The sequence below is a fragment of the Aurantiacibacter gangjinensis genome, from assembly GCF_001886695.1.
In the GTDB taxonomy this organism is placed as follows: domain Bacteria; phylum Pseudomonadota; class Alphaproteobacteria; order Sphingomonadales; family Sphingomonadaceae; genus Alteraurantiacibacter; species Alteraurantiacibacter gangjinensis.
Window position 1 is genome coordinate 1,339,496 of the sequence record NZ_CP018097.1, and the last position, 18,259, is coordinate 1,357,754.

An 18,259-nucleotide genomic window follows, 5' to 3' on the forward strand; every position below is an offset into this window, starting at 1 on the left:
CTTGGTCGATTTCGCTGACCTGATAGCGCGCAACGAACCGTTGAACGCCTTCGCTGATTTCGACGAAAGCGCGCAGGGCGGCGAGGGGCCGCTGGCGGGCGTCACCGTGGGGGTGAAGGCGAATGTGGCGGTGCAGGGCTTGCCCTGGACTGCGGGGCTGGAAGCTTACCGGGGTCGCATCGCCGAGAAAGACGCCAAGACGGTCGCATGCCTGCGCGATGCGGGTGCGATCATCATCGGCACGCAGAATATGGAAGAAGGGGCGCTCGGCTCCAAGTCCGACAACCCGTTCTACGGTGCGGTGCAGAACCCGCACCGGAACGGCTTCTCGCCGGGTGGATCATCGGGCGGCAGCGCCGCAGCGGTTGCGGCGGGGCTGTGCGATGCGGCGCTTGGTACCGATACGATGGGGTCCGTCCGCATCCCCGCCGCGCATTGCGGCATTTACGGCTTCAAACCGGCCACCAAGGCAGTGAGCCAGGACGGACTGGAGCCTGCCGACCGCGCGCTCGATGCCATCGGGCCGATGGCGCGTAGTCTCGACATGCTGCAGCGCGTCGCTTGGGAAATGTCGGATACCGGCGCGCAGATGGAGGATTGCCGCGGAGCGATCCTCGTGGACCATGGCGTGGAGGTGCACGAAGATGTCTTGGCTGTGTTCGACCGCGTGCTCGGCACGATGAAAGCATCGCCAGCGAACGTCAGTCTCGACCATCCCAATTCGCGCATTCGCTTTGCCGGCTTCATCCATGTATCGCACCGCATGGCCGCCCATTTGCAGGGCGTGAAAGGCCTATCGCCGCATCTGCAAAAGCTGCTGACCTATGGGCCGGGCCGCGCGCAGGAGAAGCTGGCGCAGGACACGCAAATCCTCAACGATACCCACGCCAAGGTGCGCCGGATCGTGGAGGAACACGGGTTTCTCATCATGCCGACCGTGCCCAATCCGGCGTTTTCGCATGACGAGCCAGAACCGGCGGCTCAAGCCGACTTCACGTGCCTCGCCAACATCGCCGGCCTGCCCGCCCTGACCCTGCCCGCGGGGTGGACCGAGAATGGCCTGCCCATCGGCGTGCAACTGGTCGGGCGGACCGATTACGAGGCGGGCCTGTTCGCCATGGCCCGCTATCTGGACCTGCGCCTCGATGCCTATCGCCCGCCTGCCAATCTGTAAGGAGAGACCCCATGCGTATAATCTGCCTATTCAACCTGAAGGATGGCGTGGACGTTGCCGAATATGAGGAATGGGCGAAAACACGCGATATTCCGGGCGTCAATGACCTCGCCTCGGTGACGAATTTCTCGGTTCATAAGTCGACAGGTGTGTTCGGTGACGACACGGCAAAACCGCATTTCGATTATGTCGAGATCATCGACATCACCGGCATGGACGCTTTTATTGCCGATATCTCGACAGAAGGTTTCCAAGCCGCCGCGGCACCGTTCCAGGGCTATGCGGACGCGCCGCAATTCATCCTCACAGAGGACCTGTAGGATGGGCCGTTTCACCGGCAAGACCATCGTCGTCACCGGCTCTGGGAAGGAGAAGGGGTTAGGGCAGGGCATCTTGCAAGCCTTTGCCGACGAAGGCGCGAATTGCGTTGTTTCCGATGTGCGGCTGGATGACGAGGTGGATGGCGTGGCAGACGAGCTTCGGCAGCGCGGCGCCAAGGTGGCGACGGTGCAGTGCGATGTTTCCGATGCAGCAAGCTGTCAGGCGCTGGTGGCGCAGGCGCTCGATCATTTTGGTAGCGTCGATGTGTTCGTCAACAATGCCGGGATCGGGTTCAAGATGAAGCCGCTGTTGGACGTCGATACTGCCGACGAGTGGGATCAGGTACTGGCCGTAAACCTCTCCGGCGCCTTTTACTGCACACAGGCAGCAGCGCGTGCGATGGTGGATGCGGGCAAGGGCGGACGAATCATTAATATCGCCAGCCAGGCGGCGAAAACCGGCTTCCCGCATCTGCCCGCTTATGTCTCCAGCAAGCATGGTATGGTCGGCCTGACCCGCGCCTCTGCCGTGGAACTGGGCGCTCATGGCATCACGGTGAATGCCATCTGCCCCAATCATGTGACCACCGGCCTCGGAGCGCAGCAGAACGAATATTTCAGCAAATTGCTCGGCTTTGCGAAGGTCGAGGATTACCTCGCCAACATGGCCGCGAAGAACCCGATGGGGCGGCCCGGCCTGCCTTCCGATACGGCAGCCGCCTGCCTCTGGCTGGCGAGTGACGAGGCGGTCTATGTGACCGGCGAAGCGCTGAATATCAGCGGTGGGGAGGAAATGCACTGATGCGCGAAGAACGCATGGATTGGCCCGGCGGTGCGAAGCTGGCGCTCAGCGTCGTCGTCAATGTCGAGGAAGGCAGCGAGATGACCGTCGCGCGCGGCGACAGGGGCATGGAGCCGGTGGACGAGCTTGGGGTCTTCGTCAAATCGCCGATCCGCAATTATTCCAATGAAAGCAATTATCTCTACGGCATCAAGGCGGGCGCACCGCGTATCGTCAAGCTGCTGAAACGCTATGACATCATGGCCAGCTGGACCGTTGCCGCCATGGCGCTGGAAAACCATCCCGAGATTGCCGAGGCCATTGTCGAGCTGGGGCATGAGCCCGTGAGCCACGGCTGGCGCTGGGTCCACCAGTTCAAGATGGACGAGGATGCGGAGCGCGACTTCATCCGCAAGGCCGTGGCCAGCATCGAAAAGACTTGCGGTGTCCGCCCCTATGGCTGGCTGAGCCGCTACCTCCTCACCGACAATACCCGCCGCCTGCTGCAGGAGGAGGGCTTCACCTACCACATGGACGATTACAGCGGCGATGTGCCCTTCTGGGATCGCGAGACGACCGGCAAACCCATGTGCATCGTGCCCTACCAGGTCGACAGCAATGACATGAAAATGTGGACCGATCCCGCACTAACCCCGCATCAATGGCTCGATTACGCGAAGGCCAATTTCGACCAGCTTTATCGCGAGGGCGAGGAGGGCAATCCGAAAATGATGAGCCTTGGCCTGCACCTGCGGATCATCGGGCGTCCGGGCCGGATCTGGGCGCTGGAAGAGTTCTTCTGCCATGTTCGCGAGCATGACGGTGTGTGGGTGACGACGCGCAAGGCCATCGCCGATCATTTCACGGCGGCGCATCCGGCATGAGTCTCCGCCTCGATTATGACGGGCAGACCGCGCACCTGCTGATCGACCGCGCGGACAAGCGCAACGCCTTCACGATGGCGATGTGGGAGGCGCTGCCCGGCCTGCTCGAACAGGTGCGCGACAAGGGAGACATTCGCTTGCTCATCCTGCGCGCGGCGGATGGCGGCACGTTTTGCGCGGGCGCGGATATCCGCGAATTGCTGGCGAATAAGGACGATGCCGACTGGCGCGCGGCCAATCAGGCGGCAATCAACCGCGTGCAGCACGACCTGGCGCGCTTCGACCTGCCGACCATGGCCTTTGTGGAAGGGGACGCCATTGGCGGCGGCTGCGGTCTCGCGCTTGCCTGCGACCTGCGTGTGGCCACGCCAGCCGCGCGTTTCGGCATCACGCCGGCCAAGCTGGGCCTTGTCTATCCGCTGCACGATGTGAAGCTGCTGGTCGATCTGGTCGGGCCGGGGCAGGCCAGGCGCATGCTCTATACCGGCGCGCTGCTGTCGGCGGAGGAAGCGCAGCGTATCGGGCTTGTCGAGACGATTGCCGATAGCCCTGCCGCGCTGGCCGATGCCATAATGGCCGCCAGCCCGCATTCCATCCGTGAGATCAAGCGGATCGTGCGCCGCGTCCTCGACGGGCAGGCGGAGGACGACGCCGAAACGCGTGCCATCTTCGCCGCCGCATTCGACGGCGCAGACTTTGCAGAAGGCACCGCCGCCTTCGTAGAGAAACGCAAGCCGGAGTTCGGGAAATGACCATCACCCACGGCACCATCCTTGGCGGCCTGTCGACCGTCCCGGATCTCGATGCAGGCCTCAAGGCCTATCACGATGTGCTGGGCCTTAGCCTCGTCGAGCAGGGCCAGCTCGATGCCGACCTCGCCACCAGTTGGGGTTGCCCTGCCAGTGCCGGATCGCCCTATGCTGTGCTGCAACCGGAGAGCGGCGAACCTTGCTGGTTCCGTCTCGTGGAGCAGCCGGAGCATCCCGATTTTCGCCCGACCCGGACCTATGGCTGGGCCGCCTTTGAATGCACGGTTCAGGACGTGTGGCGCTGGCCGAAAGAGCTTCCGGCAGAGCTCTTCACGATTGTCGGCATGCCCAAAAATATCGAGAATATGCAGCTCACCTTCATCCCCATGCAGGCGCTGGGGCCGGGGCGGGAGATGGTCTACTTGAATGAAGTGCTGGTGCCGGAAAGCGATCTGTTCCTGCCCGCCGCCAGGAGCGACGTTGACCGCATCTTCATCTGTGTGCTGGCAACGCCGGACCGTGAAGCCTCGCTTGGCTGGTATATCGACGCGCTGGGGCTGGAGCGCGGCACCGATTACACCATCCCCTACACGATGATAAACAAGGCGTTCGACTTGCCCGCGGGCACGCAGACGACACTCACCATGCTGCAGAAAGGCAAGATGCCGATCATCGAGGTGGATGATTATCCGCCTGCCGCCACCGTGCGCCCGCGCTACGAAGGCCGCCTGCCGCCCGGCAATGCGCTGGTGACGCTGGCGGTCGATGATCTCGACACATGCAAGGCCGCGTGGCTGTCTGCCCCGACGGCACGCGAGGGCGCGCTGTATGACGGACGCCGCGCGGTCACCACTATGGGGCCGGCAGGCGAATTGCTGGAACTGGTGGAGACCGGATGATGCGCAGCCTGCTGTCTTTCCTGCTGCTGATGCTTGCTGTCCCCGCCGCGATGGCACAGGCGCAGGCCATCGACCTCACCGCCGAGCCGGCGCCGACACCGCAAGATGTCATCGCCGCTGCCATCGAGGCCCACGGCGGAGAGTTCTTCCGCGATCCCGGCACTCTGGCGCTGAGTGGACAGGCGCATTTTTTCAATTCCGACAGCACGGTCAGGGTCTGGTCGCCCGATTACCGCATGTGGCGCGAGTTTACCCGCGGGCGCACCGTGTCGCATGGCGCCGACGGCAAGGTCCGCATCCTCGCGCATGACGAGGCGGGCGGGACGATTTTCGAAGTCGGCTATGATGGCGAGACCACCTGGACTCAGGACGGTATCATGCCGCGCGATCTGGCCGATGCCTATTGGGCGAGCAATTTCGGCTTCGGCATCATCCGCTCTGCGCTGGACGCAGGCTTTACCCTGTCATTCGCGCCGGGACGTTATCTGCAGGATGGCGAGACGGTGATTGTGAGGATTGTCGATCCGCGGGGGCAGGAAACGCTGTTCGGTATCGACGTCGACACCGCCTTCATCACCTACATGGCCTTTCGCTCCCCGCGCGGCTGGCATGAGCGTTTCTACAGCGACTTTCGCCAGCTTGATAATGGCTGGGTGCAGGCCCAGCGCGTCGTGCTCGTATATGACGGGATCGTCGCGAACCAGGTATTCTGGGAAGAGGTGAGCGTCGGAGAAACGATCGACCCCGGGATCTTTACGCCGCCTGCCCCAGAAGAGGCGGAGTGAACACGCTTTATGCCTGCTGGTGCCGCGATGGCGCAGACGCGGCCCGCCTTCGTGACGAGCACCTTGCCGCCCATCTTGCGCACATTGAAGCCAATCTGGACCGCTACGCCGTAGCAGGGCCTTTGAAAGACGAGGGCGGCACCAACGGTTCGTTGCTGATTGTAAAAGCGACCAGCCGCGAGGACGCGCGCGCTTTCTTGGAGGCCGACCCCTATTTCCATGCGGGCATCTGGCCGACAATAGCGATCGAACCGTTTTGCGCCGTTGCGGGGGACTGGGTCGGAGGCGCGGCGTGGAAGGGCGCTAGGTCCGGCTAGCGTTGACTGCGAGAGCATGCGGGTCCGCTTCCCATCCGCTCCTCCCCAAGCTCTCTCGCGCGAAGGACAGCGGCGCATCTTCCAGCTCGGTCGCGAGCGTGGTGTTCCAGCGATTGAGGAATCCGAACAGCGATATCATGGCGACGATTTCGACGATCTGGCGTTCGCTGAAATGCGCGCGCATCGCAGCAAAATGCGCGTCCGTTGCGGCATTGGGCGATTGCCCGGCCGCCAGCGCCAGGTCGAGCGCCGCGCGTTCCGCATCGGAGAAGAGGGGACTGCTGGCATAGTCCCACACCGCTGCCACTTTCTCGGCATCCGCGCCCGATTGCCGCGCCGCGCCATGGGCGGTGTGCGCCTCGCAATATCGGCACCCGGCCGCAGAACTCGTGACGAGCGCCACCAGCCGCTTAAGCTTCAAATCGACCTCGCTGTTGCCGTATATCGTGGCTACCAGTTGCTCCATCGCACCCAGCAATTCCGGCCAGCGCGCCATGGTCAGCGTGTCGTTTGCGGTAAAGCCCATCGTCTCTTGCGCGAAGGCGAGGGCAGCGCGTGTTTCTTCCGGCAGCTCCTCGGGCGAGAGAGGCGCGATGCGGCTCACCCGGCGGGCTCTTCGGACGCCACGCGGTTGCAGCCGCCCTGGACCCAGCGCAAATTGATGCCGACGATATCGCTGTCTGGCGCCGCCCAGCTATAGCTTTCCGCCCGCACCGAATCGTCACGGTGGACGTATAACACCAATACTGGATTGTTCGTGCTGCCCTCGGCCCAGGTTACATTGCGCAGCCGCATAGTGACATCCGGCGCCTCGTCCCCGCCATCGAGGAAGATGCGGCCGCCTTGGTCGAAGATCGGTAGGCCGCGCTGGAAGGTCCAGTCTTCCTCGCCGTTCTCGTCCGGCTCGTGCTTGCGAACGGCAAACCAGCAGGCGAAGCGGCTGGCCATGCGGATTTCACTACCGCCAATCTCCCAGCCATGCTCCTCACTCCAGGCAAGGCCGGGAATGGGCGTATCGGACCAGTCGAACTGCGCGTTGCCAAAGGCGTCGATATAGCGCCAGCTGCCGTTCTCGCCGATCTCGATGCCTAGCCATTCGACCGGCTCGCGCCCTTCTTCCTCGGCGAAATAGGCGTCTTCGGTATTGGTCCAGATGCCGGGCTCCGGCATGTCGTGTGCAGCGGCCGGGACTGCGAGGCTCAAGGCCATGGCGGCAATCAGCGTGGCGGTTTTCTTCATTTGCCTTGCGTAACCCGTCAGCCCATGGTTGGAAAGAGTTGTCCGGACAAATCGCCAACAGGGATGTCGCCATGACCACTACGCGCCAGATCGTGCTTGCCAGCCAGCCGCAGGCAGCGCCGCTCGCCAGCGATTTCACGATGGCGGAGGCAGAGCTGCCGCCTCTCGCGGATGGCGAGCTGCTGGTGCGGGTGCATGTGCTGTCGCTCGATCCCTATCTGCTCTCGCGCATCAGGGGCCGCCACATGTCGGGCGACGCGCCTGACATCGGCGAGACGGTGCCGAGCGAGGGCGTGGGCGAAGTGCTCGAATCGCGCGCCGATGGCTTTGTACCCGGCGATTTCGTGCTGGGCGTTGTCGGCTGGCAGGAGCACGCCGTGCTGGATGGCAAAGTGGCGCGCAAGATCGATGCCTCGATCCGCCCGCTGTCGCTGCACTTGGGCGTGTGCGGCATGCCCGGCCTCACCGCCTATGCCAGCGCGCATCACCTTGCCAAGGCGACCGATGGCGACCGCGTGCTGGTCTCTTCCGCAGCGGGCCCGGTGGGCGGCACGGTAGGCCAGCTGGCGCGCATCATGGGAGCGGACAAGGTCGTCGGCATTGCCGGCGGGCCGGAGAAATGCGCGCTCGTGAAAAGCGACTACGGCTTCGACGATTGCGTGGATTACAAGGCCGATGGCTGGCAAGACCGCGTGGCCGCAGCCCTTCCCGATGGCATCAGCTATTATCACGACAATGTCGGCGGCGAGTTGCTGGAAACGGCGCTGGCGAACCTATCGCTCTATGGCCGCGTCGTGCTGTGCGGGCTCGCCTCGCAATACAGCCTCGACCATCGCCCCGCCGGGCCCAACCCCGGCATCTATATCGGCAAGCGCGCGCAGCTTCTGGGGTTGGTCGTATATGATTTCATGCATGAGATCGACGATTACGCGGCGAAAGCTGCCGCTTGGATCGCCGATGGCAAGCTATCCTATGTCGAGGACCGGGCAGACGGTCTCGACGCCGCGCCTGCCCTCTTTGAAAAGCTGGGACAGGGCAGCAATATCGGCAAGACCGTGGTGCAGCTGGTGCCGGAAGAGCGCGCATGAGCGCAGAGGTCACCTGCCACTATCTCTCGCTGGGAGAGGGGCGGCAGGTGCATTACCGGCGCGCAGGCAGCGGACCGCCGCTGCTGATGCTTCATCCTTCGCCGCAGCATTCTGCAACGCTGCTTCCCGCCATCGCGGCATTTGCCGAAGCTTCCACCTGTATCGCGCTGGATACGCCGGGTTACGGCCTCTCCGATGACTGGCTGGGCGACGCGCCTACCATTCGCGATTATGCCGATGTGGTGCTGGATGTCGCCGATGCGCTGGGGATGGACAGGTTCTACCTTTACGGCGCAGCCACCGGCGCGCAGATCGCCATCGAGATGGGCAAGCACCACGCCGGTCGCATGCCGCTCGTCCTGCTCGATTCCAACGGCCATATCGATGCGCCCGAACGCGAGCGGATGATGCGCGGCTACTTCCCCGATGTGAGTCCGCGCCGCGATGGCGGGCACCTCCTCACCTATTGGGACATGTGCACCGGCCTTTTCCGCGCCTTTCCCTGGAACAGCTCCGACCCTGCGGATGCGCTGGACCTTCCGCCATTGCCGGTAGACGCGGTACAGGCGATCCTGCTGCGCTATCTCGATGCAGGCGAGGGCTATGCGCGCGCCTATCGCCCGGCGTTCGAGAAGGAAGATATCGCCCATCTCGATGGCTTTGCAGCCGATGCCGTGATGACGCGGTGGGAAGGCAGCGTCGTGCTGAAGCTGGCCGATGCGATGATCGCCGAGGGCCTGCCGGACAATGTCCGCGTACTGCGCGCGGGCCAGGGGCTGGACCAGCGATACGGCGTGCAGCTCGCGGCATTGCGGGACGTGCAGGATAGAGTGCAATTGGCCGATTGTCGGGCGCCGGACACAGTGACGACGTCTGGAGAGCATCGCCGCTGGCTGGGCCTACTCCACGCGCGCTGCGGGGGGACTGGCGATGGCTCGCCCATTGTCCTGCTTCACGGCGCGGGCCAGTCCTCGGCCAGCTGGGGACGCGAGCTCCCACAACCGCCGTCGGATCGTTCGTGGATTGCACTGGATTTGCCGGGTCACGGTCACAGTCCGGCCATCTACGAACCGACTATCGAGAAGCTGGGCGACGCCGTGCGCGGCGCGGTTCGCGATCTTGAAGGAGTCGAGTTCAGCGGCGTGGGACTGGGCGGCAAGGTTGCGGCGCTGCTGGGCGGCTCCGGACGACCGTTCGAACCGCTATCGGATCTGCCCGACCTCACGCCGCGCAAGAGCGGAGCCCATCTGGTCGAGGCGTGGCATTTCGCCGCCAACGATCCGCGTTTGCCACCCGAAAAGCGTTCCCTCTCCGATCCGCAAAAGCTGCACGACCGCACCGTCGATCTTCTTCGCACGGGCAATGCTTTCGCTGAATTCGCACGGCTAGAGGCGTAATCTGCTAGCGCTTCACCGCGTTCAATGCGCGTCCGGCTGATTGCCGGGATGGGCGCGCTCGAATTCCGGCAAGCGCATGCATGCGCGCTCGATCTGCGTCATGCGCGGATGGTCCGACAGGCTGTAGCCGAAGCGGCGCGCATTATAGAGCTGCGGGATCAGCACGGCCTCGAACAGGCCGGGTTTGTCGAACAAGAAATCGCCCGTATCCAGCGCTTCCAGCCGCTTCTCGACCGGCACCAGCGTCTTGGCGAGCCAGTGGCGATACCACGAGTCGATGGCATCCTGGTCCTGCCCGAATTCGTTCTTGAGATATTTTAGCACCGGCAGGTTGAGCGGGGCATGCAGCTCTGTGGCGATAGCATAACCCAGCTCGCGGGCGAGGTAGCGGTATTCCACGTCGGCAGGCAGCAGCGGCTTGTCGGGGTATTTCTCGTCCAGCCATTCGATGATTGCCATGCTCTGGGCGCGGTCACGGCCCTCTGCTTCCAGCATCGGCACGGTAGCGAAGGGGTTACGCGCGACATACGGCTCTCCGCGCTGCGCGGATTCCAGCAGGTTCACCGGTTCCTGCTCATAGGCGATGCCTTTCAGCTCCAGCGCGCAACGCAGCCGATAGCTGGTCGAGCTTCTCCAATAGCCATAGAGTTTCATCGGCACCTCCTGCTCGCTGGGTCGTTCATGCCCTACACGATGCTGCAGCAACGGCCATTGTGCAATATGGTTTCAGGTGATACCAAATCGACATGAGCTACCAGACGGGATTTCTCAATCATTTCGCGACCGAGGCGGTGGAGGGCGCTCTGCCCGAAGATCGCAATTCCCCGCAACGCCCGGCTTTCGGCCTCTATGCCGAGCAGTTCAGCACCAGTGCCTTTACCGCGCCGCGCGTGGAGAACCGCCGCAGCTGGCTTTACCGCATGCGCCCGACGACGGCCCATGGCGCATTCCAGCCATACTCTGGCGCGCCGAGATTCGCCGCGCCTGACGGCACACACACCACGCCCAATCGCCTGCGCTGGGATCCACTGACCATGCCCGATGGCGAAGTCGATTTTGTGGACGGCATGGTGACTTATGGCGGTAATGGCTCCCCTGCCGAGGGCGGCATCGGCATCCATCTCTACGCGACGAGCGCCAGCATGGATCGCCGCGCTTTGCAGAACAGCGATGGCGAGATGCTGATCGTGCCGCAGACCGGCGCGCTTCGCATCGTGACCGAGCTTGGCCGGATCGACATAGCGCCCGGCCATATCGGCCTTGTCCCGCGCGGCATGCGCTCTCGCGTCGAGCTAATCGATGGAGGAGCGCGCGGCTACGTCTGCGAGAATTTCGGTGAGCCCTTCCGCCTGCCCGATCTCGGCCCCATAGGCGCCAACGGCCTTGCCAATCCACGCGATTTCGAGACCCCCGTTGCTTGGTTCGAGGACCGGGACGAAGAATTCGAGATTGTCCAGAAGTTCAACGGCAAACTCTGGACGACCACCATCGACCACTCGCCCTTCGATGTGGTCGCATGGCATGGCAACAGCGCGCCGTGCCGGTATGATCTCGCGCGCTTTAACACCATCGGCACGGTCAGTTTCGACCACCCCGACCCTTCCATCTTCACCGTGCTCACCAGCCCCAGCGCGATACCGGGCACGGCGAATTGCGACTTCGTGATCTTCCCGCCCCGCTGGATGGTGGCGGAAGACACCTTCCGCCCGCCATGGTTCCACCGCAATGTGATGAGCGAGTTCATGGGCCTGATCCATGGTGAATACGATGCCAAGGAAGGCGGCGGCTTCGTGCCGGGCGGTGCAAGCCTGCACAACCAGTTCAACGGCCACGGCCCCGATGCAGAGAGCACGAAGCGGGCGATGGAAGCCAGCGTCAAGCCCCATAAGATCGAGGATACGCTGGCCTTCATGTTCGAAAGCCGCGCCGTCATCCACACCACCGATTTCGCCATGAATGGCGGCCTTCTGCAGAGCGATTACGACGCCTGCTGGAACGGATTTACGAAAGCGAGACTCCCCTAAATGACACGCCCCACCATCGACCATACGCATAATGCCGCCGCCACCAGCTGGGTGGAGGGTGCCAACGGCCACCCCGACTTTCCGGTGCAAAACCTGCCCTTCGGCGTCTTCTCCACCGATGGCGAGGATGCGCGCGGTTGTGTGGCGATCAGCGACTTTGTGCTCGACCTGCGCAACGTCTACGATGCGGACCTGATGGAGGACGGCGACGACCTGCTGCACTATGCAAGCCTTGCCACGCTGAACGACTTCTTCGCCATGCCGAACGGCCCCTCGCAACTGCGCGCCAAGCTGTTCGCCGCGCTGACGGATGACGGCTATAAGAGCGCGATGGAGCCCTGCCTCGTGCCGATGGAGCAGGCGCATATGCACCTGCCGTTCGAGATCCGCGATTACACCGATTTCTACACCGGCATCCATCATGCTGTGAACATCGGCAGCCTGTTCCGCCCGGACAACCCGCTGTTGCCCAACTACAAGCACGTGCCCATCGGCTACCACGGCCGCGCCTCCTCCATCCGCGTGTCGGGCACGGATGTGAAGCGCCCCAGCGGACAGCAGAAGCCTGCCGAGGAAGGCGGCATGCCCGAATTCGGCCCGTCCAAGCGCCTCGATTACGAGCTTGAGATGGCGATCTGGATCGGGCAGGGCAACGAGCTGGGCGATCCAATCCCTGTGGGTGAGGCCGAAGAGCACATTGCCGGCATCTCCATCCTCAACGACTGGTCCGCGCGGGACATCCAGGCTTGGGAGTACCAGCCGCTGGGGCCGTTTCTTGCCAAGAACTTCGCCTCCACCGTGTCGCCCTGGGTGGTGACGATGGATGCGCTCGCGCCCTACCGCACCGCGCAGCCCGCGCGTGCCGAGGGCGATCCCGAGCCGCTGCCCTACCTGCAGCACGATACCAGCGCTGCCGCCTTTGGCGTGACGATGGAGGTTCACCTCACCACGCCCAAAATGCGGCAGGATGGCGATGCGCCGTTCCGACTGTCAAAGGGCCCGATGACGGCGATGTACTGGACGGCCGCGCAGCTCGTCGCGCATCACAGCGTGGGCGGATGCAACATGCAGCCGGGCGACCTGCTGGGCACCGGCACGCTTACCAGCGGCGAGGAAGGCGGCGAGGGCAGCCTGATCGAGCTGACCGAAGGCGGCAAGAAGGCCATCACTCTCCCCAATGGCGAGACGCGCACCTTCCTTGAGGATGGCGACGAGGTGGTGATGGTGGCCTATGCCGAGAAGGACGGCTTCGCCCGTATCGGCCTTGGCGAATGCCGCGCGGTCATCACCCGCTGATGGGCTAACCTGGAGCACTTGGAGCACTGTCCTGGTGCTAAAAACACGGGGCGCGCAAACCGGCTGGTTGGCGCGCCCTTTCTTTTTGTCCGTCAGGTGGATCATGGCAGGTGCCATGGACCCGGTTGGCCGCTGTAGGAAACTCTTACGTCAAAGCAGTCCTAAGCGCTGCCTATCAGCCTCGTCATTGCGAGGCGCGCAGCGCCGTGGCGAGCCGAAGGCGTACAACGGACAATCCATGGAAAGAGAGAGTCCCCGCACGCTTTGCCCCATGGATCGCCGCGCTTCGCTCGCGATGACGACTGCTGGAAAGCGCAGCGCTACTCGTGCCGCAGCGCGTCGATCGGGTCGAGCTTGCTGGCGCGGTGGGCTGGGTAATAGCCGAAGATAATGCCCATCACCGCGCTGAACACGAAGCTCATCACATTCACCGCCGGGTTGAAGATGAAGGGCAGGTCGATCGCGCCTGCCAGCATGACTGACAGGCCGAGCGCCAACAATATGCCGATGAGGCCGCCGAAGCAGCACAGCACCACGGCTTCTGTCAGGAATTGCAGACGCACCTCCTTGGCCAGGGCCCCGATGGCGAGGCGGATACCGATCTCGCGCGTTCGCTCCGTGACGGAAACGAGCATGATGTTCATGATCCCGATACCGCCCACAAGCAGGCTGATACCCGCAATCACGGTAACGACCAGCGTCATCGTGCCGGTGATCTGGTTGACGGTATCGCTGATCTCGGCGGTGTCGACGAGATTGAAATTGTTTTCCTCGCCTTCTTGGATAACGCGCCTCTCCCGTAGCAGCGCAACGAGTTGATCTTGCAGCGTTTGCGCATTGAAATCCGGATCGTACTTCACAACGAAGTATTGCAGGTTGTTATTACCGGTAAATCGGCGCTGGACTGCTGTCAGCGGCATAAAGACGACATCGTTTGCATCGCCACCACCGGAGCTCGAGCGCTCTTCGGTCACGCCGATGACGCGGCAAGCCACATTGCCGATCCGCATCTCCTCACCCACGATCTGACCTTCGATGAAGATTTTTTCGGCGACAGTCGGGCCGATGATGCAGACGCTTTCGCCGCGCGTCTCCTCCTCATCATTGAAGCGGCGACCTTCGACTACCTCAATATTCTGTGCATCAAAGAAAGCACGCTCGGCGCCTTGCACGCTCGTTTGCCAGTCTTGGCCATTATGAAACGCGGTGGCGGAGCGCGACACCGATCCCGCAGCGTATTCCACTCCAGCAATCTGGTTCTGGACAGCCAAAATATCAGCCCGTTCGAAAGGTGGAGGCGGGGTGTTCGGACTGACTTGGCTGGGGAACACGATGAATACATCGGAACCAAGACCGGAAATATCCTCTTGCACATCGGCGGTAAGGCCCTGACCGAGCGTCACCATGGTAATCACGGCGGCAACGCCGATGATGATGCCGAGCGTGGTCAGGAAGCTGCGCAGCAGGTGGCGCTTGATTTCGCGCAGGGCTAGCAGCACGGTCGCGCCGACCATGCGCAGGCTGAGGCCGAAGCGGGAAAACCAGCCGCGCATTACACTGTCTCCGTCATCGCCGCAGCGCTACGCATTCCGCGATCCACGCGCTCCACCAGCCCGTCTCGGAAATGCACGATGGTTTTGGCGAATTGCGCCATCTCGTCCTCATGCGTCACCATCAACACGGTGATGCCGCGCTGGTTGAGTTCGGTCAGCAATTCCATGATCTCTACCGAGCGTTCGGTATCGAGGTTGCCCGTCGGCTCGTCCGCCAGCAGCACGTCGGGATCGGTGACAAGCGCGCGGGCAATGGCGACGCGTTGTTGCTGGCCGCCCGACAACTCGGCGGGCGTATGGTCGGCCCATGGCAGGAGGCCGACAAGGTCGAGCGAACGTTCCGCCGCCTCGCGCCGCTGCTTCTTTGTCTCGCCGCGATAGAGCAGCGGCAGTTCGACATTCTCAAGCGCGCTGGTGCGGGCCAGCAGATTGAAGCCCTGGAATACGAAGCCGAGATAGCGGCGGCGCAGCAGGCTTCGCTGGTCGCGGCTTAAGTCCTGCACCTCGACGCCGCGGAAGCGGAAGGTGCCACTGGTCGGCACGTCGAGGCAGCCGAGGATGTTCATGGTGGTCGACTTGCCCGAACCGGACGGACCCATCACGGCGACGAAATCGCCGCGCTCGATCGTCATGTCGACGCCTTTCAGTGCCTGGAAAGCCGCCGCGCCCGTGCCGAATGTTTTGGTAATGTCGCGCAGCTCGATAAGGGCGCTGTCGGAGCGTCCCCTATCGGCACTGGCCTCAGGAGTAAGCGGCTGTGTGTTCATGGGACGCCCTACTGGCCCCCAGCCTGCTCGCCGGTGACAACTTGCATTTCGGCTGTCAAATCTTCGGACGAAACCACCGTAAAACGACCATCGCTCTGTCCTGTGATGACCTCGATCGCTCGCAGGGACCCATCCTCTTCGACGACATAGACGTTTTGGCGGCTGCCGATGCCGATGCTCGCTTCCTCATTGCGCTCGAGGCCGAAATTTCCGTCGCCAAAGATCCCACCGCTCTCGTCTTCCTCGCCGGGATCGAAACGCAGCGCGGCATTGGGCACCAGCAGGCTGGCCCCGGTGCTGGCTGTGGCTACGGTCGCCGTTGCCGTCATGCCCGGGCGAAGCAGGCCCTCGTCATTGCCCACCAGCAGGCGCGCTTCGTAGCTGACGACCTGCTGCCCCTGCTGTTGCTGCTGGTTTTGGGCGATATTGTTGCTGGCCAGATCTACCCGCTCCACCGTCGCGGGGAAACGGCGGCCGGGATAAGCATCGACGGTGAAGGTCGCTTCCTGCCCTACTTCCACCTGGCCGACATCGGCCTCGTCAAGGTCGACGCGCAGCTGCATCTGGTCGAGGCTTTCGGCCAGCACGAACAGCGTCGGCGTGTTGAAGCTGGCGACCACGGTCTGTCCCGGCTCCACCTGACGCGCGAGCACGACGCCTGAAACGGGCGAGCGGATCACAGCGCGATCCTGGCTTGTAAGCGCGGTGGAGAGGCTGGCCTGCGCGCTGGCGACGTTGGCGCGAGCGCTGGCGACCGCCGCCTGACTGCGTGCGAGCGAGGCTTCGGCCTGTTCCAGTTCTGCACGGCTGGGTACGCGGCCATCGGACGCTTCATAGACATTGCGCAAGCGTTGCAGCTGCGCGGTATCGAATTGCATGGTCGCCTGCGCTTCGGCAACGCGGGCGCGGGCGGCATTGAGGTTAGCGCGGCCCTGCGTGATCTGGTCCTGAATCACATCGGTGTTGATGATGGCCAGCACCTGCCCGCGCGCGACCTGGTCGTTCACATCCACGAGCACGCGATCGATCCGGCCCGACACTTCGGAGCCGACTTCCACCTGGTTGGTGGGCCGCAAGCTGCCCGTGGCGGTGACGGTAAGATCGAGCGAACGCTCTTCCACATCGGCGGTGATGTAATTGGGCTGTTCGTCCCCGCCGCCGCAGGTGGAGATTCCCAACACCAGCAACACCAGCAGCACGACGCCAATCCACACGCGCTTGCGCTTGTACCATTTCGGCTTTTTGCCGGAATCGAGATATTCGCCAATGTCGTCAGTGGCTTGGGTGTCGCTCATCATTCGGTCCTGTCAGTGGCAGCGTCGTCGGGATCGGTGTCGAAATCGGCTTCGACGACCTGCGGGATATCGAGATCGAGTTCCGTCCATCCACCGCCCAGCGCTTGGGTCAGGCGGACGAAGGCATTGGCCCGCGCCGCCTCGGCCGATACCAGCTGGTTGCGCGCGGAGAGCAGGTTGTTCTCCGCCACCAGCAGCGTCTGGAAGTCGGTAAGGCCGGCCTCATACTGGCTGCGCGCAAGGAGGGCGGTGGTGTTGGCCGCATCCAGCACTTCGTCGGTCAGGATGACGCGTTCGGTAGCGGTCTGGCGGTCGACTGCGGACGTCTCGACGTCTTCCAGCGCGCCGAGGATCGTTTGCTCCCACTGGGCAAGCGCAGCGCGCGCGCCAGCTTCGGCGCTATCGACCTGCGCGCGGGTGCGCCCGCCATCGAATAGCAGCTGGCTGACGCCAGCGAACAGGCCGCCCGTCACTAGGTCGAACAGGTTTCCAGCTGTCGTCGGGCCGGTGCCTATCGAGCCGGAGAGGCGGACCAGCGGCAGCAATTGCGCCCGCGCCACGCCGATGCGTGCCGTGCTGGATACGAGGCTCGCTTCTGCCGCGCGCACGTCGGGGCGGCGGCGCAGCACTTCGGCAGGCGCTTCGAACCCGTCGAGCTCGGGCGGGCCAGGCACGGGCGCAGCCTGCAAGGTCAGCAAAGCCAGCACGCGGCCGGGCGGCTCTCCGATCAGTGTGGAAATGGAATTGGCAGTGGCGACAAGGCTGCTTTCCAGCTGCGGAATGGTGGCCGCGGTCTGCGCACGCTGGGTGCGGGCTTGTTCCACATCGAGGCTGGAGACGAGCCCCGCCTCGTTGCGCCAGCGGGCGATCTGCAGGTTGTCGTCCTGGATCACCAGCGTCGCCTCGGCGATGGCGAGCTGTTCTGCCGTGGCGCGGGCATTGATCGTGGCGATGGCTACCTGCCCGACAATCAGGCGCTGCAGGTCTGCCAAAGAGAATCCCTGTGCGGCGAGATCCGCTTCAGATGCCAGTACATTGCCGGAAATCTGGCCGAAGAGGTCCAGCTCCCACTGCGCGTCGGCGCCAATGTCGAAGAAAAAGTCGTCGCTCGTGCCGCTGCCGACCGCGCGATTGGCTCCTGCGCTGCCGGTTACGCTTGGCAAATACCCGGCGCGTGCCTGCCGCAGCGATGCCCGTGCCTGGTCCAAGCGCGCGGCGCTGGTCGCCAGATCGCGATTCTCTTCGATCGCCTGCTCGACGAATTGCGTCAAAAGCGGGTCGTCCAGCAGGGTCCAGTATTCGGTGACATCGACGCTGATGGGCGGCGGTCCGACGACCTGCCAATCAGCAGGCACTTCCACCGTCGGTTGGGCGACATCGACTTGCGCCGTGGTGCAGGCGCCCAGCGCCAGCAGCGATGCCGCGCCAAGCAGCGCGCGAGTGGCGTCAAGCCGTGTCATGCGATGGTCCGTCCCGTCACCCAATTCGATCCTTTTTGCGGTGTAGCGCGTGGGGCAGACTGTTCCAAGCGCGAGACATGCCGAAGGCGTGGATGCCGCGCCTTCTGTGCGCTGTGCGCAACAATGTCGTGGAGCCCCTTTCCCATGGCGTCTCTGTGCACGCGAGCCGGCCCGCGCGGAATCTGCATTCGAGGAACGGCCTATACGATCCGACGAGTGTGTATTAATTCA

Annotated in this window: 19 protein-coding genes; 12 read left to right on the forward strand and 7 right to left on the reverse strand. The window is 63.5% G+C overall.

What is annotated here, in order from left to right:
- Position 1: 1 nt before the first annotated feature.
- The 8 genes from BMF35_RS06480 to BMF35_RS06515 are packed head-to-tail and all read left to right on the forward strand — an operon-like array spanning position 2 to position 5,909.
- Positions 2 to 1,174 (forward strand): amidase, encoded by a 1,173-nt coding sequence (locus BMF35_RS06480; protein ID WP_047007386.1) that lies wholly within the window; start codon positions 2 to 4, stop codon positions 1,172 to 1,174.
- 11 nt (positions 1,175 to 1,185) lie between these two features.
- Positions 1,186 to 1,494: an REDY-like protein HapK gene (locus BMF35_RS06485; protein ID WP_047007387.1), complete on the forward strand. Its 309-nt coding sequence runs from the start codon at positions 1,186 to 1,188 to the stop codon at positions 1,492 to 1,494.
- Position 1,495: 1 nt separating this feature from the next.
- The gene (locus tag BMF35_RS06490) at positions 1,496 to 2,296 is read left to right on the forward strand and encodes an SDR family NAD(P)-dependent oxidoreductase (protein WP_047007388.1); all 801 of its coding nucleotides are present in this window, start codon (positions 1,496 to 1,498) and stop codon (positions 2,294 to 2,296) included.
- Positions 2,296 to 3,159 carry a polysaccharide deacetylase family protein gene (locus tag BMF35_RS06495; RefSeq protein WP_047007389.1) on the forward strand — a complete coding sequence of 288 codons (864 nt, stop codon included), beginning with the start codon at positions 2,296 to 2,298 and terminating at the stop codon, positions 3,157 to 3,159. The genes BMF35_RS06490 and BMF35_RS06495 overlap by 1 nt, the downstream gene beginning before the upstream one ends.
- Positions 3,156 to 3,911 (forward strand): enoyl-CoA hydratase/isomerase family protein, encoded by a 756-nt coding sequence (locus BMF35_RS06500; RefSeq protein WP_047007390.1) that lies wholly within the window; start codon positions 3,156 to 3,158, stop codon positions 3,909 to 3,911. The genes BMF35_RS06495 and BMF35_RS06500 overlap by 4 nt, the downstream gene beginning before the upstream one ends.
- A complete protein-coding gene (locus BMF35_RS06505) occupies positions 3,908 to 4,807 on the forward strand; it encodes a VOC family protein (RefSeq protein WP_047007391.1) in 900 nt (299 codons plus the stop codon). The genes BMF35_RS06500 and BMF35_RS06505 overlap by 4 nt, the downstream gene beginning before the upstream one ends.
- The gene (locus BMF35_RS06510) at positions 4,804 to 5,592 is read left to right on the forward strand and encodes a hypothetical protein (protein ID WP_047007392.1); all 789 of its coding nucleotides are present in this window, start codon (positions 4,804 to 4,806) and stop codon (positions 5,590 to 5,592) included. The genes BMF35_RS06505 and BMF35_RS06510 overlap by 4 nt, the downstream gene beginning before the upstream one ends.
- Positions 5,589 to 5,909, forward strand: a complete 321-nt coding sequence (locus BMF35_RS06515; protein WP_047007393.1) for a YciI family protein — start codon at positions 5,589 to 5,591, stop codon at positions 5,907 to 5,909. Before BMF35_RS06510 ends, BMF35_RS06515 begins: the two co-directional genes overlap by 4 nt.
- Here the strand turns inward: BMF35_RS06515 and BMF35_RS06520 are convergent.
- Positions 5,896 to 6,513 (reverse strand): carboxymuconolactone decarboxylase family protein, encoded by a 618-nt coding sequence (locus BMF35_RS06520; RefSeq protein WP_047007394.1) that lies wholly within the window; start codon positions 6,511 to 6,513, stop codon positions 5,896 to 5,898. The two genes, BMF35_RS06515 and BMF35_RS06520, sit on opposite strands and share 14 nt — an antisense overlap.
- Positions 6,510 to 7,148, reverse strand: coding sequence for a hypothetical protein (locus BMF35_RS06525; RefSeq protein WP_047007395.1), 639 nt, complete (start codon positions 7,146 to 7,148; stop codon positions 6,510 to 6,512). Before BMF35_RS06525 ends, BMF35_RS06520 begins: the two co-directional genes overlap by 4 nt.
- Before the next feature lie 71 nt (positions 7,149 to 7,219).
- Between BMF35_RS06525 and BMF35_RS06530 the strand changes: the two genes are divergently transcribed.
- Positions 7,220 to 8,236, forward strand: a complete 1,017-nt coding sequence (locus BMF35_RS06530; RefSeq protein ID WP_047007396.1) for an NADP-dependent oxidoreductase — start codon at positions 7,220 to 7,222, stop codon at positions 8,234 to 8,236.
- Positions 8,233 to 9,633, forward strand: a complete 1,401-nt coding sequence (locus BMF35_RS06535; protein WP_052766102.1) for an alpha/beta fold hydrolase — start codon at positions 8,233 to 8,235, stop codon at positions 9,631 to 9,633. Before BMF35_RS06530 ends, BMF35_RS06535 begins: the two co-directional genes overlap by 4 nt.
- 21 nt (positions 9,634 to 9,654) lie before the next feature.
- Here BMF35_RS06535 and maiA read toward each other — a convergent pair whose 3' ends face one another.
- A complete protein-coding gene (maiA, locus tag BMF35_RS06540; protein WP_047007699.1) occupies positions 9,655 to 10,287 on the reverse strand; it encodes a maleylacetoacetate isomerase in 633 nt (210 codons plus the stop codon).
- A gap of 92 nt (positions 10,288 to 10,379) precedes the next feature.
- Between maiA and hmgA the strand changes: the two genes are divergently transcribed.
- Positions 10,380 to 11,657: a homogentisate 1,2-dioxygenase gene (gene hmgA, locus BMF35_RS06545; RefSeq protein ID WP_047007397.1), complete on the forward strand. Its 1,278-nt coding sequence runs from the start codon at positions 10,380 to 10,382 to the stop codon at positions 11,655 to 11,657.
- Positions 11,658 to 12,953 carry a fumarylacetoacetase gene (gene fahA, locus BMF35_RS06550; RefSeq protein WP_047007398.1) on the forward strand — a complete coding sequence of 432 codons (1,296 nt, stop codon included), beginning with the start codon at positions 11,658 to 11,660 and terminating at the stop codon, positions 12,951 to 12,953.
- A 320-nt stretch (positions 12,954 to 13,273) separates the two neighbouring features.
- On the opposite strand, the gene BMF35_RS06555 is transcribed toward fahA, so the two are convergent.
- Genes BMF35_RS06555 through BMF35_RS06570 form a run of 4 tightly spaced genes read right to left on the reverse strand, consistent with a single transcriptional unit; the run spans position 13,274 to position 18,028 of the window.
- On the reverse strand, positions 13,274 to 14,467 hold the full coding sequence (locus BMF35_RS06555; protein WP_047007700.1) for an ABC transporter permease: 1,194 nt from the start codon (positions 14,465 to 14,467) through the stop codon (positions 13,274 to 13,276).
- Between the two features lie 38 nt (positions 14,468 to 14,505).
- Positions 14,506 to 15,273 (reverse strand): ABC transporter ATP-binding protein, encoded by a 768-nt coding sequence (locus BMF35_RS06560; protein ID WP_047007399.1) that lies wholly within the window; start codon positions 15,271 to 15,273, stop codon positions 14,506 to 14,508.
- Positions 15,274 to 15,281: 8 nt separating this feature from the next.
- Complete coding sequence (locus BMF35_RS06565; protein WP_047007400.1) at positions 15,282 to 16,568, reverse strand: efflux RND transporter periplasmic adaptor subunit; 1,287 nt, start codon at positions 16,566 to 16,568, stop codon at positions 15,282 to 15,284.
- A complete protein-coding gene (locus tag BMF35_RS06570) occupies positions 16,568 to 18,028 on the reverse strand; it encodes an efflux transporter outer membrane subunit (RefSeq protein WP_052766103.1) in 1,461 nt (486 codons plus the stop codon). Before BMF35_RS06570 ends, BMF35_RS06565 begins: the two co-directional genes overlap by 1 nt.
- Positions 18,029 to 18,259: the final 231 nt, after the last annotated feature.